The sequence below is a fragment of the Enterovirga sp. CN4-39 genome (assembly GCF_049446235.1).
Lineage (GTDB): Bacteria > Pseudomonadota > Alphaproteobacteria > Rhizobiales > Beijerinckiaceae > Enterovirga.
Genome location: NZ_JBMSEF010000006.1, coordinates 89174 through 113889, shown reverse-complemented (window position 1 = coordinate 113889; position 24716 = coordinate 89174). Strand labels below are relative to the sequence as shown.

Here is a 24716-nt window from a genome sequence, read left to right as displayed (position 1 = left end):
ACGCACGCGTTCGGACCAAGGTGCGGCTAGGAACCGGGTTCCTCATCCGGCTTGGCTCGCGCCACCACTGACGATGATCCAGCTTTCGAACGTTTACAAATTCTACAAGACAGAAGCGCAGCGCAAGGTCATCCTCGACCACGTCTCAGCCGTGTTCGAGCAGGGTTGGTCCTATGGTCTGCTCGGCGTCAACGGCGCCGGAAAATCGACGACCATGCGGTTGATCGCCGGAACTGAGATGCCAAACGCAGGCAAAATCCGACGGTCGACCCGTGTCTCATGGCCACTAGGATTCACTGGGGGCTTCGACCCTTTGATGAGCGGGCGGGAGAACGTCCATTTCGTCGCGCGGATTTATGGCGAGGATCCCGTCAGGGTGTCGCGGTTCGTGGAGGAGTTCGCCGAGATCGGCGACTACATCAACGAGCCGGTCAAGACGTATTCCTCGGGCATGATGGCTCGGCTCGCGTTCGGGCTGTCGATGGCGATTGAGTTCGAGTGCTATCTGATCGACGAGGTAACAGCTGTCGGCGATGCTCGTTTCCAAGCCCGCTGCGAAGAGGTGTTTCGCCGTCGGCGCGAGAACACCGACCTCATCGTGATCTCCCACTCGATGGCAACGATCAAAGCCTTCTGCAGCCGGGGCGCCGTGCTCGTTGACGGTCGATTGATGATGTTTCATGACGCCGATCAGGCTATCGAGATGTATAATCGGCTGAACCGATGATGCCCAGTATGCGTGATCTGGTCCCCATCGCCCGCGTCTTTTCGAGCAGGTGCGTTAAATGAGTGCGGAGTCCGCTGCTGCGCCTGTGAGGGTTCCCGCCCGCGAGCGCGCGCAACGGATGTCGGACTCGCTGTCGGAGGCGGCCCGACGCCTGCGCTTCAGTGCGGCTGGCCGGACCCAGATGCCCACAAGCCATCGAGCGAGGCGGAGCCAGCGCCTGGCGCGCTTGGCGTTTGCGCTCAGCTTTCTCGCATTCGTCGCGATCCCCACGCTAGCATCGACGGTCTACTTCGGACTGATTGCTGCCGATCAGTTCGTTGCGGAGGCGAGGTTCGCTGTGCGCGGCGGCGCCATGGCCGGCCTTGATGCCCTTTCGTCGCTGACCGGCATGCCATCGGTCCAGATCATCCAGGACACGCAGGTCGTAACGAACTATATCGAGAGCCGAGCTCTTGTTGAGCTCCTGGACGAGAAAGCGGGCCTTAGAGCGCGGTACAGCGTACCTGAGGCCGACTTCTTCGCTAGTTTGAATCCGAGTAAGCCCATTGAGCGAGTGGTCAAGTATTGGCAGGGTATGCACCACGCCAAGATTGAGATGCCTGGAGGTATTGTAGTCCTGAGCGTTCGAGCATTTCGTCCCGATGATGCTGTTGCGTTAGCAAACGCGGTCGTCGCTGCTAGCGAGCAGCTCGTAAACGAAATGAATGACCGCGCGCGCGGCGACGCGGTAGCGAATGCTGATCGGGAGTTCCGGCTGGCAGGCGAGCGTCTGTCCCAGGCTCGCGCTGCGCTCGAAACAGCTCGCAACCGCGAGGGGATTCTCGACGCGGCGACGGAGTCCAAGAAGGCGGACACGATCCTGTCAACTCTTCGCACGCAGCAGCTCGAGCTCGAGCAGCAGTATGCGGTCTCCCTCAAGCAATCTGTCAGTGCAGATGCTCCGCAGATGCGCAATCTCAAATCGCGGATCGAAGCGTTGGCCGGGCAGATTAAGGAGATCCAGAGCGAACTGACAGCGCTGGATGGCGCCGTCGGAGGGCCCTCCGCCCTTTCCGCCTCGATGACGAGGCTGTCGGCACTTCAGCTCGAACAGCAGATTGCGCAGGCCCAGTACACGGCCGCGGCCACGGCCCTCGAGCGCGCGCGCCTTGCGAGCCTCTCGAAGCAAATCTACCTGACAACGTTCGTTCGGCCTGTGGATGCGGAAGAAGCTCAATATCCGAGGCGGGGCATGAACATCGCCCTGACCGTCGCAGGCGGCCTGCTTCTTTGGGTCGGGTTCCTCGCCCTCGCGAGATTTGCGAGCGGCCGCCTCGGGCGGTGACGAAGGTCGCAGCTTCGCTTTGCCCTTTCCGCGCTGTGATCTGCGTCGTCCGGCTGGGCAGGGGAGTATGCATGGTGCCGCATTTGCATCCTGGCGCGGATGGCAGGAACTGCTAGAAGCAGCACCGAGATGGCGATAGGCAGAAATGGTCACAAAGGGCATCATACTGGCGGGCGGTCACGGCACGCGGCTCTATCCGACAACGCGGGCAGTTTCGAAGCAACTGCTGCCCATTTTCGATAAGCCGCTGATCTACTACCCGTTGACCACCCTGATGCTCGCTGGTGTTCGGGAGGTGCTCGTCATATCAACCCCCGCTCATCTGCCACTTTTCGAGGAGTTGCTCGGCTCGGGTACGCAATGGGGGCTCAGCATCCAGTATGCCGCCCAGGCGGAACCGCGCGGCCTGGCCGAGGCCTTCCTGATCGGCGAGCAGTTCGTCGGCGGGCAGGCCTGCGCGCTGGCGCTCGGAGACAACGTCTTCTATGGAGCCGGGCTCACGGCTCAGCTCGTGCGGGCTGCTTCCCTCCAAAGCGGAGCTGTGGTGTTCGCGTACCCCGTCGTGGACGCGCGTGCATTCGGGGTGGTGGAGGTAGATCGGTCAGGCAAAGCGCTGTCCATCGAGGAGAAGCCTGCTCAGCCCAAGAGCGACTTGGCTGTGACGGGCCTTTACTTCTACGATTCAGATGTCGTGAATATCGCCCGACAGGTTCGCCCGTCCGCCCGCGGTGAGCTCGAGATCACATCCGTGAACGAAGCCTACCTCACGCGGGGAGAGCTGCAGGTAGAGGTGCTGCCTCGGGGAACGGCTTGGCTCGACACGGGGACCGTCGACGCGATGCACGAGGCGTCTGCCTTCGTGAGGACCGTCGAGCATCGGCAGGGCTTCAAGATCGCTTGTCCGGAGGAGGTCGCTTGGAGGCAGGGCTTCATCTCGACCGAGGAGTTGCTCGAGGTCGCGGGAACACTTCGAAATGAGTACGGCACCTACTTGAAGCGTATCGTCGCTTCGCCCCGGCACTGATCGAGGCTCGGATGGCACGCGTTCGGCTCGTCAAGCCCCGGCGGTTCGGGGATTTGCGCGGATGGTTCGCTGAGACCTACAGCCGGCGCGCCTATGCGGGGCTCGGCATCACGTCCGAGTTCGTTCAGGACAACCATTCCATGTCAGCCGCCGTGGGCACGCTCCGGGGCTTGCATTTCCAGGTTCCGCCGCACGGGCAGGGGAAGCTCGTCAGGTGCTCCCGAGGCGCGATCATGGATTATGCGGTAGACGTCCGCAGGGGCTCGCCAACCTATGGTCGCTGGCTCTCGGCAGAGCTGACGGCGGAGAACGGCCATCAGCTCTGGGTTCCGGTCGGGTTCGCTCATGCCTTCGTCACGCTCCAGCCGGACAGCGAGGTGATCTACAAGGTCACGGACTACTACGCGCCCGAATGCGACGGTGGGATACGGTGGGACAGCGTGGGCATCGACTGGCCACTTCCTTCCAGCGGCCCAGTGCTGTCCGACAAGGATCTGCGCCTCCCAGCCCTCAGGGACTTCGACAGCCCGTTCGAGTATGATGGCGAGCCGCTCTCCTCGATTCTCGACTGACGCCCGGATTGCTCAAGTGACAGCACGTGTCCTCGTCACCGGCGGAGCCGGCTTCATCGGCTCGGCCGTTGTGCGCCACCTCGTTGCCGACAGTGACTACCAGGTTCTGAACCTCGACAAGCTGACCTACGCAGGCAATCTCACATCGCTCGCGTCGATCGAGAACAGCCCGCGGTACAGGTTCCTTAAGGCAGACATCTGCGACCAGGATGCGGTGGCGCGGGCTTTCGAGACCTTCGATCCGGACGTGGTGCTGCACCTCGCCGCCGAGAGCCATGTCGACCGCTCGATCGAAGGCCCAGGTATCTTCATCGAGACGAACGTCGTCGGGACGTATCGCATGCTCGCCGCCGCCACGACGCACTGGCGAGCGCTGCCGCCGGACCGGAAGACCCGGTTCCGCTTCCATCACATCTCCACGGACGAGGTTTTCGGGTCGCTTGGGCCGGAGGGCTTCTTCGTAGAGGAGACACCTTACGATCCCCGCTCTCCCTATTCCGCGAGCAAGGCCGGATCCGATCACCTCGTCCGCGCGTGGCACCACACCTATGGTCTTCCGACCCTAATCACGAATTGCTCGAACAACTACGGGCCATTTCACTTCCCCGAGAAGTTGATACCGTTGATGATCGTGAAGGCACTCGCTGGGGAAAGCCTTCCCGTGTACGGTCGCGGCGACAACGTGCGCGACTGGCTGTTCGTCGAGGATCATGCACGTGCTTTGCAGCAAGTGTTTGAGGCAGGAGTTCCGGGCGAAACGTACAATATCGGCGGCAACTCGGAACGCACTAATCTCGAAGTCGTCCGCGCGATCTGTCGCTTGCTCGACAGTATGCTGCCTCGCCAGGATGGTCGTCCCTACGAGGATCAGATCTCGTTCGTCCCGGATCGCCCCGGCCACGACCAGCGCTACGCGATCGATCCTTCAAAGCTCAACCGAGAACTCGGCTGGTCGCCTCGCGAGACGTTCGACTCCGGCTTGAAGAAGACTGTGCGCTGGTACCTCGATAACGAACCCTGGTGGCGGGCCATTCAGGCGCGCAACTACAGAGGTCAACGCCTAGGATTGTCCGGAGGCGCCCGGTGACTTCCCCGCACAACCAACTCTTTCGAGGGCCGAGGGACCGAGGCTTGAATGCCAGATCCCGATTGGGATTGTAGCGGCGGTGCGACGATTGCGGCCCAATGCTGCGCCGCTTTTACCAACGATCGCGAGGCTGATATGCCCCGAGAAGGGGTGATGCTCAGGCGTCTGCCTCGCCGCTGCTGTCCAAGAAGCGGCGAGTGCGCCACGTATGTCGGAGATCCGCGGAGTAGCGAGTGCTTCCGATGATGCGGCCGGGTTCTGGAAAGGGTGAAGGGGGGAGTATGGCCTCACGTGGGTCGATCGACGGCCAGACCGCTGGGTCAGGATCCGCGGGCGGCCCGCTGGAAAGTGTCGCCTGTGTGGGAAGGGCGGCGGAACAGGCCGACCGGGTAGTACGGCAACGGGGCGAGGACCGCTTGCGATCAGAAGCTCATCAACTTATCGACTTGCTGTCGGAAAGACTGTCCGCAGCGACGGAGAACTATGCTCGAGAGCGAAGCAGAGGCGAACGCCAAGCGTTCGCGTTGAGGCGCCTTGAAGAGGAGAACGGCTATCTCAAAGCGGAGTTCGCTCGCCTACAGCAAACCTTCCCGCTGCAAGCGTTGGCCGCCCTCCGACGGGCAGAACGAGCAGTCTCGGGATCGTGGAGGAAATTGAGCAAGAGAGGTCAGAACCCGCATTTCGATCCGGACTGGTACCTTGCAACCTATCCTGACGTGCGCGCCAGTGGGGTCGACCCGTACAGACACTATCTCCGCCATGGTGCCGTTGAAGGCCGCGATCCCAGCCCGGCGTTTAGCACGAGCTATTATTTGGAGCGCTACGAGGATGTTCGGCGTAGCGGAGTTAACCCGCTTGTCCATTTCTGGAAGCACGGCGAAGCTGAGGGGCGCCGTCCGCTGCCCGCGATCCTGCCGGATGCGACGGGCGGCGATCACCCGCATCTAACGGTCGATCGCGACTGGTACCTATCCCGGAATCACGACGTGCGGGAGGCTGGGATCGACCCCGTCGCGCATTACTTCTGCAACGGGGAGCGGGAAGGCCGCGCGCCAAATCCGTATTTCGACCCGAAGTTTTATCTGGATCTCTACGGGGACGTGCGTGCCTCCGGGATGGGTGCGCTGGAGCACTACGCGCGATTCGGCTTGGCTCAGGGTAGGCTGCCGAAGAGGGGAAAGCTCGAACCGCGCGGCGGTAAGAGCATCCTGTTCGTAGGACACGATGGCTATCCGGCCGGTGCACAACGAGTTCTTCTGGAGATTATTCGCTGGTTCGTGGACCATACGGCTTACGATATCCGCATACTCCTCCTAGGCTCTGGTGATCTCTCGAATGAGTACGGTAGGCTGGCTCCGTGCTTCTCTATCGGAAAAAGCCTTGACGAGGACGAGGACGCTATTAGGCGGTTTCTCACTCCGCAGCCGGATATCATTTACTGCAACACCGTCGTGAGTGGCCGGCTCTTTCAAGGCAGTATCCGCGACTTGCTGAAGGACAGCATTTGCTTCGCCCACAGTCACGAGCTGGGGGGGGTCGTGCGTCTTTTCGAGACCGAGTTCCGGCAATTAGCCGCAGTGGCGGATTTCTGGATCGCTGCATCTCCCGCCAGCGGGGACTATCTTCGTCAGTCGGCGGCGACCGCGGGAAAGCCCGTCCGCACCATCCCGGCGTTTATATCCCCGTCCTCGCTGAGTGCGGAAGAGCGTAGGGCGCTTCGCATTCGGGAGCGTCGGCGCCTGGACATCGATCAGGATGCGTTTCTCGTCCTCGGATGCGGCACCCTGAACATTAGGAAGGATCCCGGTATCTTCCTCGAAACGGCACGAACACTGTGTCGTCAGCTATCCTGGCAAAAGCTCGCCTTCCTCTGGATCGGCGACGGTGAGATGCGAGCCGACCTGGAGAGAGCCGTTCAGGATTTAGGGCTGGCGGATCGCTTCAAGCTGCTTGGCTACCATTCGGACGCGGCCAATCTGATGAACGTGGGAGATCTTTTCTTTTTGTCTTCGCAGGAAGATCCCTTTCCCCTCGTCGTCCTGGAGGCCGCGCAATTCTCCATCCCGACCGTCGCGTTTAGGGGAGCGACCGGGATGGAAGGCTTTCTAGAATCGGGTGGAATTCTGGTCGAGGAACGAAGCCCCGCGGCCGCTGCGGCGGCGATCACCTCACTCGTCGCGAGCGCGGAGCGAAGGGGCGTCTTGGGTGAGGCTGCGCGACGGGAGTTACAACGGGAACATACAGTCGCCGTGCAGGCTCCCCGCATACTGGCCACCATGCAAGAGGCTGGCTGCGTTCCCGCCGTTTCGGTGGTGGTGCCCAACTACAATCATGAGCGATTCATTTCCCGGCGCTTGGACAGCATCCTCGAACAAAGCGTGAAGGACGTTGAGGTTATCGTTCTCGACGACGCGTCGACCGACGGCAGTCTCGCAGCAATTCAACCCTACCTGTCGGATCCGCGGGTTCGCTTAGTTGCGAACGGGGCGAATTCGGGCTCCCTGTTTAGGCAGTGGCGTCGCGGGCTCGAATTGGCAAAGAGCGATATTGTCTGGATCGCCGAAAGCGATGACGAATGCGATCACGAGTTCCTGCGAATGCTCTTGCCGAAGATGAGCCGGCCTGACGTGAAGATCGCCTTCGGTTGGACGGACGTCATCGACGAGAATAGCCGGCTGGTGTCGGACGGAGTTCGCCCGTATCTGGACCGCGTTTGGCCTGGCTTCGGTCATGAAGCTTTCACGATGCCCGGTGCGCGTTTCGTCAATGCCGGGTTCGGTGCAGTGTCCGCAATCGTGAACGCCAGCGGCGCCCTCCTGAGAAAGTCGGCCTTGCTCCCCTCCCTGGAAGACGCAACGCGATACCGCATGTGCGGGGATTGGAGGATCTATCTTCAGGCGCTACTCGACGGGACGGTCGTATATGAGCCGAAGGCCGTCAACCGGTTTCGCCGACACAGCCAATCGGCAGTTCACCGCCTCGAGGGTACTGACACATATTTCAGAGAACGCCTCGAGATAGCGCGGTACGTCGTTACGCATTATCGCACGACGGTAGCGCTCAGGAGGCGGATACGGTTCGAACTCGACCACGAGGCCGAGCGGTTCGCCGGGCGGTACGACCCGTCCTTGCGGCTCGAGATCTCTGCCGTGGGAAACCGCCCCTTCAAGCCAGACTATGTCGACGGATCGATTCACGTTTGCTTCTACGTGCACGGATTGCTGTTCTCGAAGGGAGGTATCGAGCGCCTGGTAGCGCTACTGAGCTCCGGGTTGCTGGAGCGTGGCTATCGGGTCAGCATAGCTTGCCGACCCCAGGCGAACGCCTGCCCGATCTACCACTTGCGATCGGGGGTGGAGGTCTTTCCGGTAGACATCGAGCGCCAATCCGGACGGAATGCGCTACGCAGTCACCTAATCCACGAAGCGGTCGATGTGTTCATTCCGATGCTATCGGAATCGCTATTCGAGCAGGCGCTCTCGGCCGCAGAGGGCTCCGGATGCCGGATCATCGCCTCCGAGCACAACAACCCTTGGGTCATCGAAGAGCGATGGTGGTCTCGCGAGCGGCGACTCGCGGCTTTCAATCGCGTCGACGCCATCCATCTCGTGTCCGGCCGCTATCTCGCGTCTCTGCCGGAGGAGCAGCGTGGGAAGGCTCAAGTGATCGGGCAGCCTGTTGATGCCGCGTTCGTCTCGGCGACAAGGCGCCTCGGCGCAGCGAGGCGTGTTGTCGGCATCGGCCGGCTCGCCCCGCAGAAGCGGTTCGATCTGCTGATCGACGCCTTCGCGCAGGTCGCGGACGAGTTTCCGGATTGGGAACTCGACATCTACGGGGAGGGCGAATTGCGGGCCCCTCTGGAGCGTCGCATCGCAGATCAGTCCCTGACTGGACGGGTAAGGCTGCCTGGGACAACGACCGACATGGTCAGCGTTCTGGAACAATCGGACATCTTCGTTCTATCATCGGAATTCGAGGGAGCGGGCTTGGCCTTGATCGAGGCAATGGCGGCAGGTGTTCCCGCCGTTGGGTTCGCGGGTTGCTTCGGCAATGAGGATTTCATAACTGACGGTGTGAACGGATTGCTAGCGGCAGAGTTCTCGGCCACCTCGCTCGCTCAGTGCCTTCGCAGGCTTATGGCTTCCCAGGCTGAACGGGAGAGTCTTGGAGCGGCTGCTCGGGAGATCGCCGGGGACCATGAACTCGGATCCATACTCGATCGGTGGGAGGCCTTGATCGCGGACGTGCACCTCGCCGACGCTCGACCGTTGGACGTTGCTCAATCGAGCAACGTTAACGCAGGTAGCAGCCCGCATATCGCTCGCGATGGGCTCGCTTGGTCGAATGACAATCCCCGGAGGCCCGAAAACACGCCGAATCTAGCGTGACCGGCTGCAGCGCTTGAGCGCTGCACTTGGGTTCGGTACCCCGCCAGCTACACGAGATTGAAGACAATCAATGTTTGTGAGGGGCCGCGACGGATACTATTTCCTGAGCAATGACAGCAATGATGTCCTAGCTCAAACGGAAGGCAGGCTGCGGCTAGAGCCAGCATTGCTTGACGCGATAGGGAGTGTACATGAGGAGCGGGTCGCCTTCGCCGGAGGCATCGGCGCCGAATACTACCATCTCGTCGCGCCCAACAAGGAGACTGTGTATCGTCGCTTTCTGCCGAGCGAGATCATCTTCGAGAAGAGAGGCCCGGTGCCGCTTCGCCGGTATCTCCGGCGGTGCCCTGACGCTGCCCGCTTCACGTACTACGACCCCGACCTTCTAAGGCCGGGTGGCGGCGCGATCCCGACCTATCCCCGCACCGACACGCATTGGACGACACACGGCGCGGTCACGTATCTCCAGAGCTTCGCACACCGATTCGGGGTGACTCCGTTGTCGGACGGGTTGGACGCGTTGCGGCTGGAGACGAAGCAAGAGGACGTCAAGGGCGATCTTGGCGTACATGCCGAACTCCCGCCCGAGCGCTATTTGAACACCACCATCTGTAACCCAGCCCCGATCTTGGCGTTCCACGGCAACATCATCAATGAAGGGTTGGTCATACACGCGCACAGCTCCAACCCTCGCGCGCAAGGGCGGGTGCTCGTCATTCACGACAGTTTCACGTATGTTCTCCTGCCGGCGATCAGCTTCTCATTCAAAGAGGCGATGTTCATCCATTCGCCCGATCTGGACTTCTCTTTCGTCCGTGCCTTTGCTCCCGACCTTATCCTTTTCATCCAGGCGGAAAGGTTCTTTCCGCGTCCCATACAAAACGGCATCGATCTGCCCGAGCGTCTGATCGAACTGGCTGCGACCAAACAGAGACCGGACGTGACCTCAGGCTACGTGAAATCCATCCTTGAAGCGCCAAACCCGATCGAGAGAGCGTCGACCCAATCTCAAAGAGTAAGGGCCTCATGGCTTAGGAAGCTACGGCGCGCCCTGGCGCGTTGGTTGTAAGCCACAGGTTGAGGCTGCTTAAGTAAACTGCTCGATAATCTGCCGATGACGAAGTGGCGCGTGGCTCAGCCGCCCTTCATGAGGCGCCGTCCGACGTATCGCTCCAGGAGAAGGGCGATGAAGAGGGTGCTGGCTCCAAAGGACAGCATGTATTGGCGATCAAGCGTCCGCGTGTGGACACCGAAATACGCGCTCTTCATCCATTCGACCCCGTGCAGGACGGGGTTCCACGCGAGGATTTCACGAGCGATCTCCGGTAAGTCATCGACCACGAACACGACTCCGGACAATAGGTATATGATCACCAGGAGCAGCTGATATCCGGTAGCCCACAGCGGGAAACCTAGCGCAACGACGCCGTTCACCATCCCGCAGCCAACCCCGAGCAGGATCGACGCTCCCATGGCCTGCATGATGCCCACTATCGAAGCCGGGGGGGTATAGAAGCCCATCGACGCCATAGCTGCGAATAGCGCGACCGTCATGACACACGCCGCGGCTGCCTCGAGCAGTGCTCTTGCAACAAGCACATCGATGAGCTTGACGATCGGAAAATAAAGGAGGGGTTTGTTGCCGATCGCAGAAAGCATGATCCAGCGCGACGCATACATGAAGCTGATGACGGGGAGGAGCACGACTCCGAAATACAGGGCAACGTTGTTTCCAAGCGGCACTACGCGGCCGGTGCCCGCCCAGATCGCCATTAGCACGCCGATGTGGACTAGAGGCCAGGCTATCGCGATCAGATATCCCAGGCCGTGACCGAAGAAGCGTGTGCGGATGTCCCGCAGCATCAGTGCCTTCAGTACGTTGATCTGATTCGAAAGGGGGAGATGCCGCGAGAGCAACGAGAGCCTCCAGAAGGGGACCATGTTCGCCGACGCGACCGCGTGGCATGCTGGGGCCGCCTTGCACCGACGAGCTTTAGAACGCCACGGCACGGGATGGAACGGGGTGCGCTGACGCAGTTCTATCGGAGCGTCTTCGCCACTGGAGAGCCTGCTTCCTTGCTTATGGCGTTGCGGTAGCCGCCCGCGTCTAATCTATCAGCAAGCCTTGACCCAATCGGGGACTGGGGTGCGCTCGGGAGGAAGCACGCGCCTGTGACTTGGGCTCAGCAGCGCGCAACTTTCAATCCGAGTTGCGGACCCTACGGGCGTCCCTGAGCCACGCAATTGTATCGCGAAGACCTGACACAAGATCAATGCTCGGAGCCCACCCGAGTTCCTCGCGAGCTAGTTTGGTATCCAGGATGTTGATAGGAACGTCGGCCGGTCGAGCGCTGAGGAAGGCGCGAGCAAGCCGGCCGCCTCCCAGTTCACGTTCGAGCGCATCAATGATGTCGTTCACACTCAGTCCCCGGCCGCTGCCTATGTTCATGACACGGTGTGGCCCGTCATAGGAGATGCTCGCGATAAACGCTCGGCTCACGTCATCGACGTGGATGAAATCTCGGACGATGTCTCCGGCTCCCCAAATCTCGAGCGGCAGGCCGTCCAACGCTCGATTCAGAAATGCACCGATGATGCCCTGACGGTTGCGTCCGACCTGATAGCGCCCGTATGGATTCGAAATCCGTAGGACGTGGTAGTTTAGGCCGTACAGGTGATTATAGAGGGACAGGTGCTTCTCGATTATCAGCTTGCCGATCCCATATGCGGAAATCGGATTGGTCGGAGCCCCCTCCGTTATTGGGATTAAGTCAGGAATGCCGTAGATCGCGCCGCCCGACGATGCGAAGACGATCTTCTTGACGTTGTTCGACCTGCATAGATCGAGGAAGTGGATGGTTGCCAGGGGGGCTCCCCGCAACTCGGCGGACGGGTCCTGGTTCGACGACTCTGGAATAGACCCGCTGATAAGGTGAAAAACGACGTCCTGACCTTTGACCGCGCCCGATAATGTTGCTTGATCATGGAAGCTGCCCGTCATGGAGCGGATGCCAAAGTGGGGGGCGGGATCCTCAGGGCGACGCCCGAAGCTTGTAACGTTCGCCCCATGCAAGGCCAGTGATCGACACAGGTTCTTTCCGAGGAATCCGCTTCCGCCCAGCACCAGGCATCGCAGGCCTGCAAATTCCGACCCGGGCGCAGAGGCATAGATCTCGTCAGACAATTTCCCTCACAATCCGCGCTGACCGAGAGCCCCAACCGAGCGGCAGCATACTAGCGGGATTCGGAGTGGGTCGGTGGAGGTCGTGTTTACTAGACGCAAGGGCAATCTCGGCAACGAGAGCAAGGGCTGGCGCTTTCGTATTCATACGCTGCCTTGTAAGATGTGTCGAACGGAGCGGCAATGGTGAGCTTGGCCCTTGATCGCCGCCACGCTAACCTGAGGCTTTGATAACCCCCCCGCGCGGCCCATTTTCACGCGGCTCACTGGGCGGCCCAACCAAACTGGGACATAATAGGAAGCTGGTTATCTCGGCAGACCCGCGACATCGAGCGCTACACGGAGCATCAGTGACCTTCCTGTCCGACGAGGCCATTCGCGCGTTCCAGCCGTCAGTCTTTTCGCCTGCGGCGTCCAGCACCATCGACGATCTCGTCCAGGATATCTTTCGTCGCGATCTCCCGGTGATCGAGAAATTGATGCCCGAACCCTACTTTCTCGACAGGCTCGCGTCCGCGATTTACTATCGCGTCCCGCGGCTGACGAGCCTCGGCTACGATCTGTCGTCTATGACGGTGCTCGAACTGGGATGTGGGCGCGGCCTAAAAGCGATCCCCTGGTCGCATCTGTTCCACCGCTATTATGGCGTCGATCTCGATACGGACGCTATCGGGCTAGCGCGCGAGCTTGCGGCAGCATGTGGGCGGGAGAATTTACACTTCCTCGACGCTAATGCGGCGGATGTTATGCGCATGCCGCGGGCATATGGGATCGAGGATCGCATCGATTGTGTGATCATGTACGCTGTTATCGAACATCTCACGCTCGATGAACGCCGGATCGTCTTGGCGGCGATCCGGGAACTTCTCGCCGGGCACGGCCTTCTTATCGTGTCTGAGACGCCAAACCGGCTGATCCCGCACGACAGTCACTCCACATTTCTGCACTTTTTCCAATCACTACCGACTGAACTCGCACTCCAGTACATTGCGCGGTCGCCACGCATCGGCGCTAAGGAGGTCGCTGGTGGCGACGATCCCTGCGAGGCATTGTATCGCTTCGGGATGGCGGCAAGCTATCATGAATTCGAGCTCTTCCTGGCTGACGGCGAGGGCCGACTGCCGACGATCAAATCCGACGGCTGGTGTCCGTGGCCTGCAGCGGACGAGCCGATCCGGCGGGACGAAGCTGAACTGGTCCGGTACCTAAAGCAGCACGGGCCGCTCGCTCACGCGGCTTTCGCTCGATACTGGCTCGAAATGGTGTTCGACTTCGGCGCCGACCCCGCGACCGAGATGAAGGAGCCGATCATCCGTTGCGTCCCCAGCAGGTCCGACCGGAGCGGGATAATCGAACGACCCGCCTGCTGGACCCTCGACCTCGTGACCGTCGAGGGTGACGGCCACCTCTCTTATGACTTGGTCGGAGAAGCGCCTCGCCTCCTGCAAATCGACCTCCGGAACTCGCAGGGTGGCTTCGGCCTACACGACGCCATGGGCCGAAAGGTGGCCGAGTTCGATACGCAGGCTCTCGGCTCCGCCCTCTACAAGCGCTGGCACGATCGAGCGGTCCTCGACCTGACCAGCGTTGCCTTCGGCAATGAGATGAGCATCCGTCCTCTCACTGCCGGCTCGCGGTTGGCGGTGGAATGCCTGGTGTCCGAAAGCCTCGAAGTCGAGACTTGATGGTCAGAGTGTGATGGGGGGCTCCGGATACCGGCCCTCGTCGGCTCCGTAGCGAAGGAAATGAACGAGCGGGTTCAGCCCCGCGTCGCGCACGTCCGGATTCTGCTCCAGATAGTACGACCCCGAGAAGTGTGGCCCAGGCGAGCGACCCTCGATCGCCCCATGTGCCATGAAGTGGTCGAGTAGATCCCCACCCCAATCAGCTAGATCTGGATATTGCTCGCGATACCAAATGGGGTCGAACAGGCCCGACACTTCTACCATGCGTCGGTCTTCCTGGTAATTTGCGTTGCTCATGGGCCCCTCTTTGCGCTTCCGAAGAAGGCGTAACACTGGCCTCAGGAATCGATCTCTTCGAATCGAGGCGGCTTGAAATTCATAGCTCACTTGGGTGCGGCACCGGTGAGCCAACGCCTTGAAGTGCTCCTGGCGGAAGAAGTTCAGTCGATTTTGTGCTGCTTCGATCTGCGCTTCGAAACTCACTTGGGCACGAGACCTATGCGCGACAGCCCTGAAGCGCTCCTGACGAAAGACGTTCAGTCGATCTTGCGCTGCCTCGATCTGCGCTTCGAAACTCACGTGGGCACGAGACCTATGCGCGACAGCCCTGAAGCGCTCCTGACGAAAGACGTTCAGTCGATTTTGCGCTGCCTCGATCTGCGCTTCGAAGCTCACGTGGGCGCGAGACCTATGCGCGACAGCCCTAAAGCGCTCCTGACGATCGTAGTTCAGCTTCTCCTGAACGGCGCTAACGCGCGCCATCGCGGACGCAGCCTGCTTCTGGAATGTTTTCGCGGTTCGTATCAGACTGACCCCGTCGGCGGGCGGAATGGGACTGAGCGCTCGCCCGATCCGCGCCTCCCCTGGAAGACGCGCGTAGGACTGCAGCATCGAGCCAGGGCGCAGGCGATACAGGAACATTGGCGCTGGGATTGTCAGGATCTTCATCCCGGCGGTGGTCATCATCATGAACAACTGCCAGTCTTCCCAGAGCCCCTTCGAGGAGTCATCCCAGCCGCCGAGGGCTCGAAGAGATTCGGTTCTGTAGACGGCCAGGGCATCCCCGAAGCAGTTGCTGTTCAGCCCCAGGCCAAGATCTTGCCCGAGCGGCTGGTACTCGAAATCCCAACGGGCGCGCCGGGCCCTCCAAGACACCCCATCGACGAAGCACCAACTCCAAGCCGTGACAGCGGCAACATCGGGGTTCTCGTCGAGCACCCGGCAGGCGAGGTCGAGATACCGATTGAGCAGGATATTGTCATTGTCGTGCGCGCAGACATACGGCGTCCGCACTCGCGCGAGACCAGCGTTTCGGGCACCCGCCAGTCCGAGATTCGTGGGGTTATAGGTGAGGTTGTATCTCAGCGGCCCAAATTTGGTCAGGCTGGCCTCGAGCCGCGAACGCCCGGCCTCGTCAGATCCATCGTCGACCACCTCGACGATGGCAGGTTGAAGAAAGCTATTCCTGAGCCCAACGGCCAAATCGTCGAAGAAGTGGGCGTCGCCGTTCAGATTGGGGACCACGACGCTGACTGCCCCTCGGGCAGGCCTCGGATTCAAAGAAGTCTTCCTCAAGCCGTCCACAACATCGCGGAACGTCTCGCGCACGGTCTCGTAATGCTCTCGGATCAAAGAACGCGTCCGTTCGATGAGCCGGGCACGCTCCCAAAACGTTCGCTGAAGCTGTCGAGCGATCGCCTCCGCGAGCGGCTTCGCCTTTGGGGCGCATAAGAGATCGGTGTGAAGCTCTTCCGGAATGATCTCCGGGAGACCGCCGGCTGCGAAGGCGAGCAACTGGCAATCGGCGTCGACAACTTCGAAGATCGACAGTGGATGATTATCTGCCTTGTAGGGCAGAACGGCGAGCGCCCTCGGAGCGTGAGACCTCAGGCAGGAGAGTGCTGCGTCGAGGGTATACTGCCCATGCACGATCCTGACATTCTCCAATGCCAGCAACCGCTCGTCCGGCTGAGGCACACCCATCAGCACGATCTGGCGGATTTGCTCCGCTACGTCGGAGAACCGCTTATCGCTGAACAACTCGACGACGGCGTCGCAGAACTCGGGATAGCCCTTCTGCGGAGTTTGCTTCCCGTAGAAGAGGAGGGTGTCGATCGGGCCGAGCAGGGCCTCGGAGATCGGCCCGTCCCTCAGCCTCATCGGATAGGCCTGCTCGACCACCTGCCGCGGTTGCAGCCCCTGGGTCGACAGATACAGGTCGCGCAGGAAGCGGGACGGGAATAGGACCACGTCGGCCTGTTCGAGCGAGATCCGCTCTCGCACGTCGACCTGCCCATCCCGCGGGACGTCCAGCAGCGCGCCGCTCGCGTTGTCCAGGTAGAAGTGGCTGCCGTGCGCATAAGCAATGACGCTGATCGTGGGCGGCAACAGTCCCGTGCGCTTGGCCTGTGCCACCCGCGCTCCAAGCCCAAGATAATCTTGGTACTCGATGAGCTTGAGATCGTCGTAGAAGAAGACGATCTGTAGAGTTGCCTCGAGAACCGCCTCCGGTGAATGGGCCGAGACCGTCGCGAGATCTTCACGAATTTGGTTGTTGAACTCGGCAACGTGCATCCATCCCTTGCGACGGACGAAGGGCAGCCAGTCCTGCGGAAGGCCGTGACCGCCGGCGAACAGGTAGATCCGGGCTCGGTCTAATTCCGCGTCACTGTACCTGTAGTACGAGCCGATCCCGCCGGTCGCGTTCGCATCAGCATGCTCGGTCGTAATTGCGAGATGGTCGTTGAGCTTAGGGAAGCCGTGTTGAGACAGAAAGGCGCTGTAGCCCTCGGTCGTGCAGCGCAACTCCGCGGCGATTGTCCGGTCCAAGCCGTCAAAGTTATTCTGGGCGAGGTGGCCGATCCGAACCACGTCAAACCCGGCCGAGTTCAAAGCGAGGCCGAATTCAGCGGCGTTCCACTGGCGGACATGGCCCAAATTGTCTGGCAGCCGTGAAGCGCCGTATCCGTCCACCCGATCGCGATCCGGCGTCGAGATGATGAGGCGATGCCGCTCGTGCGCTCGTAGGAGCCGTCGAAGAATCCGCAGGACGGGGCGGACATCGATGAGATGCTCGATGACGTCGGAAAGAACGAAGACTGTTGCAGGCCCGTCGGCGAGCTCGCTCGCGAGACGCTCGAGATCGCCGGGATCCTCGAGATTGGCCGTGACGAAGCGGCTCGTTTCCGGCGATCCGTTGGGAACGACGACCTCGCGCCGGTCGTCCCAGTCCACCTGGATTCGTATAAGGTCCATTCCGGCAAAGGCGGAGACAAATTTCGCCCCAGAGCCCGTTCCGATATCAACGACCCGCCGGGCGCCGACCCTTTGGATTACGTCGCGGGCGAGATCGTAGACCTCCTGCTGCCATGTGACGTTGACGTCGGAATAATTCCGATCCGTCTCGACCAGGGTGCGGGCGAGCGCGCCCGCTCCGAAGTTGTTGGCCGGAGAGAATGCGCGCGGATCGACAATCCCATCCTGAGCACAAACCCGGATACGCGTGGGCTCGTGGGACCACACGGGAGCCAATCCGAGGGAAGGGCTGTCGGCAGCAGGGCTCGGGCTCACGGTGGAACTCACCGTTCGGGGCGACGAAGCGCCACGTCGCAGTACATCAACTGATGCAGAGCGAAATGCGTGAAGCGGAAGTTATGGTTCAAAGCGAGCTCGCAGACCGCGTGCGGCACGCCGTAGTCGATGCACTCCACCGGGCTCCACATGACGAAGTCATTGAAGACCAGGGTCCCGCCAGGCTTCACCTTCGTCCTAGCAACCTCGACGTCGCGCTTCACCCCGGCGTAGCTATGGTCCCCGTCGATGTACATCCAGTCGAAATAGTCGTCGGGAAGCCTGGACAACATGTTAGCCGAATCGCCCTCGTGAAGGGTTGCCGTTCGCGCAAGCTCAGTATCTGTCCGCCGCGTCAGCGGGGAGAAGTCGATGTCGAACAGGTGCAACTCCTCCGGTCGGCATTCCGCGCTGATATGATCGGCGAAGCGCCCCTCCTGGGTACCGACCTCCGCGACCCGGCCGCCCTTGGGCAGGAGGGGAAGAATAGCGTAGCGATTCGGCAAGAGCTTGCAGTCCGCCAGAAGTTCGGGCGGCAGGGCGGGAAGAGGTTGGAAGAGAGCGCTCGGACCGTAACCATCAAATGGGCGCATGACCGAGAGCCATTCCCCCCGCATGCGAGAGAACCAATCATTCTGTTCGGGGGTCATCACCATCGGCATGGCTTTTTCGATTCCTTCAAGTTCGTAGAGATTGGAGAAAAATCGGCGTCAAAGGGGGTCCGAGAGACCACGGCTCTGCTGCTTCCGGAACCATGCCCAGATGAAGCCCGAGCCCTCTTGCCGCAGGCGGTAGGGAATGTCGTTGTGCGATAGGTAATCGTGCGCGGCCCGGGCGCATCCGTCCCAGGCGTAGTAGTCGTCCAGAATTACGACTCCGCCCTCAGCGACGAGCGGCTCGAGTTCGTCCAGGACGAACCGGACCGGCGCGTACCAGTCGCAATCAACCCGCAGCCAGGCTATGCCCTGCGCGAGCAGTTCCGACCGCAACGGCGGCACCGTCTCCGAGAACCATCCGGGCCTTATCGGGCATTCGGACTCGCTTAGGGACAGGCTGTCGCGCGTTGCGAGGACCTGCGGAAGGGGAGCCCGGCAATTGTCTAGGTACCCCGGGTCGTCCGGGCGGCTCTGGTACTCGATCGCGGCCGGACCGTCTCTGCCATCAGCGGGCGGGAGGCCTTCAAAGCTGTCAAGCATGTAGACCGGACGGACAACCCGCCCGAAAACGGCCCTTTGAGCAAGGGCGAGCCCGAAGCTGCACCCGCCCTTCCACGTTCCGCACTCGACTAGGGCGCCGGGGACCCCATCGTTGATCAGCTCGCAGGCGCTTCGCCAGGAGAAAAGCAGCGCCTCCTCGTCGACCATCGAAGCGTGCCGTACTTTCTCGATAAGCGGCCGCAGGATCTCGTCCATTACCCATCTTAACTCAGGAGCGCCCCGAGCGAGCTACCGCGATGGACGGTTAAAGGCAACGACCTGCCCGAACTCGTGGTCGGCAGCGGTTTAGCCGTTGGCAAGCACCGGCCGGGAACGCTGTCCTTCGCTCACCCGGATGCTATGCGTCTGACGCACGCGTTGACGGTGTGTACGGTCCGGGGTGTAGTGTGATGGGTCGAGTTCGAAGTTCAGGCTCTTTCGTCCAGGCCGGAAGGACGTGTTTTCTAGCGTGTAAGGCTCCGCAGGGTCTTCAGTTGGCGGGCGTGGTTGTAGGAGTGTAGGAAGAGTTGCAGTTGCGGAGCAGGCCGTGGCTCCCGTAGAGGTAGCGATTGACGGTCGCGACCTTGAGCGTCCGGTTCATCCGCTCGACCTTGCCGTTGGTCCATCGATGGTTGGGCATTGTGATGCGGTGCTCGATGGCGTTCTCGCGACAGACCCGGTCAAACGCATGCCCGTTGTAGCAGGCTGTCGGGCCCAAGCGGTTTGGGGGGTGGTAGCCACGTACTTTGGTTGAAGAGGCCAGGGCACGTGATCGAGGCAGATAATTCCGGAGCCGCGCAGATCTCGCGGAGTACGCTACCGCCCTTCGAACCGAAGAACTTCACGCTATAGCGCCCCAGACGGATCAGCGATGAGTCGACATAGGCCGTTCAAACCGCCGGAGTCGAATTGTCGCCCGCGGGCTCGGCCCTGAGGCGAAGGAGGCGCTTGGGCGAACGTCAGCGACGCGAGCAGAGCCACGAGCGAATCGTGACTGCGAACATGATCAGCGAGCAAGGGAAACCAGGCTCCTGTGGTAGCGCCTGCCAGCCGCAAGGTGCCTCTGAGCGCTTGGCCAAGCTGACTCGATGCAGGCTCGCGCATGATCTTTACACGTCGCGACCTAGGGCGAGTGACCTGGAGAGCGGGTGCTCCGCTCGGTTCCCCATTGTGAGCTCCTGGTCGCCAGCCGTTTCAGCGGGCACAGTTACGGCGATGAGGCGAACCCGTCCGTCCAGGCTCAGAATGGATTGCAGTACGACGCGGCTCTCTGACCTGGAGGCGCTCCGCGTCGGCCTCGTTGAATGGGTGCACCCTGCCGCGGCCTTCGCGACGGCTGCCGAAAAACTCGTCACCCGAGCCGGCGCGCTTCCAGGCGAGGGCAATCCGCCTTGCGACGGACTGCATCGCCGTCGCTGCCTCGCTGGCGCCTTTCGGTGCCGCGGCCTAGATCGCCGGAGTCGGCAGGCTGCTCGGCGGTGCCGAGAGCAGGCGAGCCGGTGAGGGGTTTCTGGGCAGAAAGCGCTCCCGAGGGGCTCAACGAGCCCGGCAGCCGGGCGCGAGACCACCGGGATGCCGCGGGCCTCTGTCGAGGCCCAGCCGCCCGTGCGCGGCTATCGCAGGTTGGGGTTCGCCACCTCCGGCCGGCCGGTTTCCGCGGCGGCCTGCTTCCAGGCGTGGTTCTCGTCGCCGATATAGGTCTTGCGGCGGCGTGAGCGGGCGACGGCCATCGTGATGCCCAGGATGACGATGCCGGCCCCGAGTCCGATGAACCAGATGTAGCTGCCGAGGTCTCCCACCGACGCGCTCCTTCAAAAGTTGCTGACTGCCTGTTCTACGAAGTCAACCTGGACGGTGTGCTGACGTTCCCGTGAGCGTGTCGCGCTTGACGGGGCGGCGGCGTCTTGCATCCATGGCGCGATGAACCGGCGAAGCGTTGGGCGGATCGCGAGTGCGGCTGCCGTTCTGACATTGGGCGGCGTCGGCTATTCCGCCGTCGCGCGAAGCCGCAACCGGTATTACGACGGCCCGGTCACGGACCATTACGACGGGGTGCGCTTCTACGGCCCGGGGCCGGTCGCAGATCGTGGCCTCCTGGATCTCGCGCGCTGGCAGGTCAGCGGCGGCCGCGCAGCCTGGCCCGACAGCTTCCCGAGCCCGTTCACGGACAAGCCGCCGGAGCGGGTCGCCGGGCTGCGGGTGGCGCTCGTCGGCCACGCGACGGTGCTGATCCAGGTCGCCGGCCGCAACATCATCACCGACCCGGTCTGGTCCGAGCGCGCGAGCCCGGTCCGGTTTGCGGGCCCGCGGCGGGCTAATCCGCCCGGCATCGCCTTCGACGACCTCCCGCCGATCGATGCCGTCCTGATCACGCACAACCACTACGACCATCTCGACGTCGAGACGATCGCGCGGCTCTGGCACCGGCACGCCCCGAAGGTGATCGCGCCGCTCGGAAACGATTCGATCATCCGCGCGCATGACGATGCCGTGAAGGTCGAGGTTCTGGACTGGGGGCAGTCGACGGGACTCGGCGGCGGGGTCGCGGCCCATCTCGAGCCGGCGCATCATTGGTCCGCGCGCGGCATCAACGACCGGCGCATGGCGCTGTGGGGCGCCTATGTCCTGACCAGCGCGGCCGGGACGATCTACATGGCGGGCGACACCGGATACGGCGAGGGCGATACCTTCCGGTCCGTGCGGGACCGCTTCGGTTCCGTGAAGGTGGCGGCCCTGCCCATCGGCGCCTACGAGCCGCGCTGGTTCATGCAGCCGCAGCACATGAACCCGGCCGACGCCGTCCGGGCCTTTGGCGATCTCGGCGCCGAGCAGGCGCTCGGCATCCATTGGGGTACGTTCCAGCTGACGAACGAGAAGGTCGACCAGCCGCTGATAGACCTCACGGCTGCGCTCGCCGAGGCCGGAATCGCGCCGGAGCTTTTCCCGGCGATGCAGCCCGGACAGGTCTGGGCGCCGCCCGAGTGAGGCTCAGCGTGGCTGCACGAAGATGTTGATCTCGAGCGCCGGATCGGTCTGGTCCGCCACGTCGTTCACGTATTCCTCGATGAACGAATCCTTCGCCAGGATGTCCTTCGCGTCCAGGTAGGTCGTGATGGTCTCGTAGGTCGTGTCGATGTCGTCGTAAGGCCCCTTGTGGACGAAGCGGTACGCCTTGCCGGACGGGGTCACGCCGAAGCGCATCTCCGGGCCGAGCCCCGGCACCGGCGAGGGCGCGGCCCCCACGGGCACCATGGCGTCGAAGCGGAAATTGTCGTCCGTCGTCTGGACGAAGACGGCGAGGGGCCTGCCTGCCGGCGGGATGCCGAGACGGACGAGTTCGGCCTCGATCGTGCCGAAGGCCGCCCGCAGGTTCTTCAGGCCGTCGTCCCACACGCTCGTGCCGGACAGGATCAGGACCGGCTTCTCCGGGAGGACGACCTCATCGACATTGGACGTGTCGCCGCTGTTCGGAATGAGGGTCGGCCGGCTCGCGAGGGTGCTTGTGGAAGGAGCCGCGGGCTTCGGCGCGCCTGGGGCGGGGGCCTGCTGGAGGATCACGGCGGGAGGGGAGGACGAGGGCGGCGTCGCCGGAGCCGGGCTTGTCGACGATGCGGGCGGCGCGCTATCCGCCGGCGTGGCCGTCTGCGCCGCTGCAGGTTGAGCGAATGCGAGCGCGAACAGCATCGCGCCGATCATGAGCCGCCTTGGCCTGACCATCTGGTTCGACCCTTATCCCGCCTGTCGCGGCGCCCCGGCCGGAGCGCCGCACCCACCCCTCGCGACAGAGACACCGGGCTCCGATATACGGGACCCCTTACGGATTGTTCCCGATGAACTCCCTCGCGCATCGCCGCTATCTGAAGATGAACGGCCTCGGCAACGAGATCGTCGTCCTGGATCTGCGCGGCTCACAGCTTTCCGTCCAGCCCGGGGAGGCACGGGCGATCGCGGCCGCGCCGCGGACCCGCTTCGACCAGCTGATGGTCATCCACGATCCGGAGCGGCCGGGCGCCGACGCGCGCCTCGCGATCTACAATACCGACGGTTCGTCCTCGGCGGCCTGCGGCAATGGTACGCGCTGCGTCGCCTGGGCGATGCTGGACGACCCGGGGATGGCACGCCAGCACGGCGACACGCTCGTGCTCGATTCCGATGCCGGCCGCCTCACGGCTGCGCGAGCCGGCGAGCGGCTGTTCACGGTCGACATGGGGGAGCCGCGGCTGCGCTGGGACGAGATCCCGCTCGCCGAGCCGTTCCAAGACACGCGCCGGATCGAGCTGCAGATCGGGCCGATCGACGCCCCGATCCTCCATTCGCCCTCCGTCGTCTCGATGGGCAATCCCCATGCGATCTTCTGGGTGGAGGATCCTGACGCGTATGACCTCGGGAAGGTCGGGCCGCTCCTTGAGAACCATCCGATCTTCCCCGAGCGCGCGAACATCTCGCTCGCGCGAGTGGCTTCGCCCGACCACATCGTCCTGCGCGTCTGGGAAAGGGGCGCCGGGATGACGCGGGCCTGCGGCTCGGCCGCATGCGCCGCCCTCGTGGCGGCTGCGCGCAAGCGGCTCACCGGCCGCCAGGCGACCGTGACGCTGCCGGGCGGCCACCTCGTCATCGCGTGGCGCGAGAGCGACAACCACGTGCTCATGACCGGGCCGGTCGAGCTCGAATATGACGGCGTGCTCGCGCCGGAGCTCTTCGCCGGGGCGGCCTGATGGGCGTCGAGGTCCTCACCTTCGGCTGCCGCCTGAACGCGGCGGAATCCGACGCGATGCGCCATGAGGCGGAGCGGGCGGGGCACGACAACCTCGTCGTGGTGAATACCTGTGCCGTGACGGCCGAGGCGACGCGCCAGGCACGCCAGGCGATCAGGCGGGCCGCGCGCGAGCGTGACGGGGCCCGCATCGTCGTCACCGGCTGCGGTGCCCAGATCGAGCCGGAGAATTTCGCGGCGATGCCCGAGGTTTCGGCCGTGCTCGGCAACGGCGAGAAGACGAAGCCCGAGACATGGCGGGGGCTCGCCGGCGCCGGCTCCAGGCGGGTCCAGGTCGGCGACATCATGGCCGAGCGCACGACCGCCGCCGCCGTCGCGGGCCGTGAGCTCGGCCGCACCCGCGCCGTCGTGCAGGTGCAGAACGGCTGCGACCATCGCTGCACCTTCTGCGTCATCCCCTTCGGGCGCGGCAATTCCCGCTCGGTCCCGGTCGAGACCGTCACGGCCGAGATCCGCCGCCTGGTGGGGGAGGGGGCGCGCGAGGTCGTGCTGACCGGCGTCGACATCACGAGCTACGGGGCGGACCTGCCCGAGGCGCCGCGCCTCGGCACGCTCGTCAAGGCGATCCTCCGTGCCGTCCCCGAACTGCCCCGGCTGCGGCTCTCCTCCATCGATTCGGTCGAGGCCGACGACGATCTCCTGGACGCGCTCGCGACCGAGGAGCGGCTCATGCCGCATCTGCACCTCTCGCTCCAGGCGGGAGACGACATGGTGCTGAAGCGCATGAAGCGGCGGCACCTGCGCGGTGACGCGATCGCGTTCTGCGAGGAGGCCCGGCGCCTGCGGCCCGACATCGTGTTCGGGGCGGATCTCATCGCCGGCTTCCCGACGGAGACGGAGGAGATGTTCCAGCGCTCCCTCGACATTGTTGCGGAGTGCGGCCTGACGCATCTGCATGTCTTTCCCTTCTCCCCCCGCCCCGGCACGCCGGCCGCTCGCATGCCGCCCGTCGCGCGCGAGGTCGTCAAGGAGCGGGCCGCCCGCCTGCGCGAGGCCGGGGAGGCGGCTCTTCGAAGCCATCTGTCGGGCGAGGTCGGGGCAGAGCGCGAGGTGCTCGTCGAGACGGGTGAGATCGGCCGGACCGCCGGGTTCACGCCTGTGCGCTTCCGCACATCGGTGACCGCGGGGGAGATTGTGCGGGCGCGCATCGCGGGGCATGACGGCCGCCACCTCCTCGCGGCCTGAACC

The 24716-nt window shown here is 63.0% G+C and carries 18 protein-coding genes and 1 pseudogene; 11 read left to right on the top strand and 8 right to left on the bottom strand.

The window, feature by feature from the left end:
• The first annotated feature begins 73 nt into the window (after window positions 1-73).
• The 7 genes from ACO2SS_RS12165 to ACO2SS_RS12135 all read left to right on the top strand — a co-directional run bounded on the left by ACO2SS_RS12165 (window position 74) and on the right by ACO2SS_RS12135 (window position 10191).
• On the top strand, window positions 74-727 hold the full coding sequence (locus ACO2SS_RS12165) for an ABC transporter ATP-binding protein (RefSeq protein WP_423277925.1): 654 nt from the start codon (window positions 74-76) through the stop codon (window positions 725-727).
• A gap of 226 nt (window positions 728-953) precedes the next feature.
• Window positions 954-2051 (top strand): lipopolysaccharide biosynthesis protein, encoded by a 1098-nt coding sequence (locus ACO2SS_RS12160; protein ID WP_423277924.1) that lies wholly within the window; start codon window positions 954-956, stop codon window positions 2049-2051.
• Window positions 2052-2196: 145 nt separating this feature from the next.
• Window positions 2197-3075 carry a glucose-1-phosphate thymidylyltransferase RfbA gene (gene rfbA / locus ACO2SS_RS12155; RefSeq protein WP_423277923.1) on the top strand — a complete coding sequence of 293 codons (879 nt, stop codon included), beginning with the start codon at window positions 2197-2199 and terminating at the stop codon, window positions 3073-3075.
• Between the two features lie 11 nt (window positions 3076-3086).
• On the top strand, window positions 3087-3647 hold the full coding sequence (gene rfbC / locus ACO2SS_RS12150; protein WP_423277922.1) for a dTDP-4-dehydrorhamnose 3,5-epimerase: 561 nt from the start codon (window positions 3087-3089) through the stop codon (window positions 3645-3647).
• A 16-nt stretch (window positions 3648-3663) separates the two neighbouring features.
• Window positions 3664-4734, top strand: a complete 1071-nt coding sequence (gene rfbB, locus ACO2SS_RS12145; RefSeq protein WP_423277921.1) for a dTDP-glucose 4,6-dehydratase — start codon at window positions 3664-3666, stop codon at window positions 4732-4734.
• Window positions 4735-5387: 653 nt separating this feature from the next.
• On the top strand, window positions 5388-9122 hold the full coding sequence (locus tag ACO2SS_RS12140; RefSeq protein ID WP_423277920.1) for a glycosyltransferase: 3735 nt from the start codon (window positions 5388-5390) through the stop codon (window positions 9120-9122).
• A gap of 70 nt (window positions 9123-9192) precedes the next feature.
• Window positions 9193-10191, top strand: coding sequence for a hypothetical protein (locus ACO2SS_RS12135; protein ID WP_423277919.1), 999 nt, complete (start codon window positions 9193-9195; stop codon window positions 10189-10191).
• Between the two features lie 65 nt (window positions 10192-10256).
• On the opposite strand, the gene ACO2SS_RS12130 is transcribed toward ACO2SS_RS12135, so the two are convergent.
• Together ACO2SS_RS12130 and ACO2SS_RS12125 are read right to left on the bottom strand one after the other, a co-directional pair.
• On the bottom strand, window positions 10257-10985 hold the full coding sequence (locus tag ACO2SS_RS12130) for an ABC transporter permease (protein ID WP_423277918.1): 729 nt from the start codon (window positions 10983-10985) through the stop codon (window positions 10257-10259).
• Window positions 10986-11322: 337 nt separating this feature from the next.
• Window positions 11323-12306, bottom strand: coding sequence for an NAD-dependent epimerase/dehydratase family protein (locus ACO2SS_RS12125; RefSeq protein ID WP_423277917.1), 984 nt, complete (start codon window positions 12304-12306; stop codon window positions 11323-11325).
• 347 nt (window positions 12307-12653) lie between these two features.
• On the opposite strand from ACO2SS_RS12125, the gene ACO2SS_RS12120 reads away from it, so the two are divergent.
• On the top strand, window positions 12654-13988 hold the full coding sequence (locus ACO2SS_RS12120; protein WP_423277916.1) for a class I SAM-dependent methyltransferase: 1335 nt from the start codon (window positions 12654-12656) through the stop codon (window positions 13986-13988).
• A 3-nt stretch (window positions 13989-13991) separates the two neighbouring features.
• On the opposite strand, the gene ACO2SS_RS12115 is transcribed toward ACO2SS_RS12120, so the two are convergent.
• The 5 genes and pseudogenes from ACO2SS_RS12115 to ACO2SS_RS12095 form a co-directional block, all read right to left on the bottom strand.
• Complete coding sequence (locus ACO2SS_RS12115; protein WP_423277915.1) at window positions 13992-17510, bottom strand: glycosyltransferase; 3519 nt, start codon at window positions 17508-17510, stop codon at window positions 13992-13994.
• A 56-nt stretch (window positions 17511-17566) separates the two neighbouring features.
• Window positions 17567-18220: a class I SAM-dependent methyltransferase gene (locus ACO2SS_RS12110; RefSeq protein WP_423277914.1), complete on the bottom strand. Its 654-nt coding sequence runs from the start codon at window positions 18218-18220 to the stop codon at window positions 17567-17569.
• Between the two features lie 48 nt (window positions 18221-18268).
• Window positions 18269-18970 carry a TylF/MycF/NovP-related O-methyltransferase gene (locus ACO2SS_RS12105; RefSeq protein ID WP_423277913.1) on the bottom strand — a complete coding sequence of 234 codons (702 nt, stop codon included), beginning with the start codon at window positions 18968-18970 and terminating at the stop codon, window positions 18269-18271.
• Between the two features lie 142 nt (window positions 18971-19112).
• Window positions 19113-19445: pseudogene (locus ACO2SS_RS12100) on the bottom strand (integrase core domain-containing protein); the annotation flags it as partial.
• Window positions 19446-20367: 922 nt separating this feature from the next.
• Window positions 20368-20553, bottom strand: a complete 186-nt coding sequence (locus ACO2SS_RS12095) for a hypothetical protein (RefSeq protein ID WP_423277912.1) — start codon at window positions 20551-20553, stop codon at window positions 20368-20370.
• A 121-nt stretch (window positions 20554-20674) separates the two neighbouring features.
• Between ACO2SS_RS12095 and ACO2SS_RS12090 the strand changes: the two genes are divergently transcribed.
• Window positions 20675-21739: an MBL fold metallo-hydrolase gene (locus ACO2SS_RS12090; RefSeq protein ID WP_423277911.1), complete on the top strand. Its 1065-nt coding sequence runs from the start codon at window positions 20675-20677 to the stop codon at window positions 21737-21739.
• Window positions 21740-21742: 3 nt separating this feature from the next.
• Here ACO2SS_RS12090 and ACO2SS_RS12085 read toward each other — a convergent pair whose 3' ends face one another.
• Entirely contained in the window at window positions 21743-22471 is a 729-nt protein-coding gene (locus ACO2SS_RS12085) for a GyrI-like domain-containing protein (protein WP_423277910.1), read from the bottom strand.
• Window positions 22472-22584: 113 nt separating this feature from the next.
• Here ACO2SS_RS12085 and dapF point away from each other — a divergent pair, with 113 nt between their 5' ends.
• Together dapF and mtaB are read left to right on the top strand one after the other, a co-directional pair.
• Complete coding sequence (gene dapF, locus ACO2SS_RS12080; protein ID WP_423277909.1) at window positions 22585-23469, top strand: diaminopimelate epimerase; 885 nt, start codon at window positions 22585-22587, stop codon at window positions 23467-23469.
• Complete coding sequence (mtaB, locus tag ACO2SS_RS12075; RefSeq protein ID WP_423277908.1) at window positions 23469-24713, top strand: tRNA (N(6)-L-threonylcarbamoyladenosine(37)-C(2))-methylthiotransferase MtaB; 1245 nt, start codon at window positions 23469-23471, stop codon at window positions 24711-24713. Before dapF ends, mtaB begins: the two co-directional genes overlap by 1 nt.
• Window positions 24714-24716 lie beyond the last annotated feature (3 nt).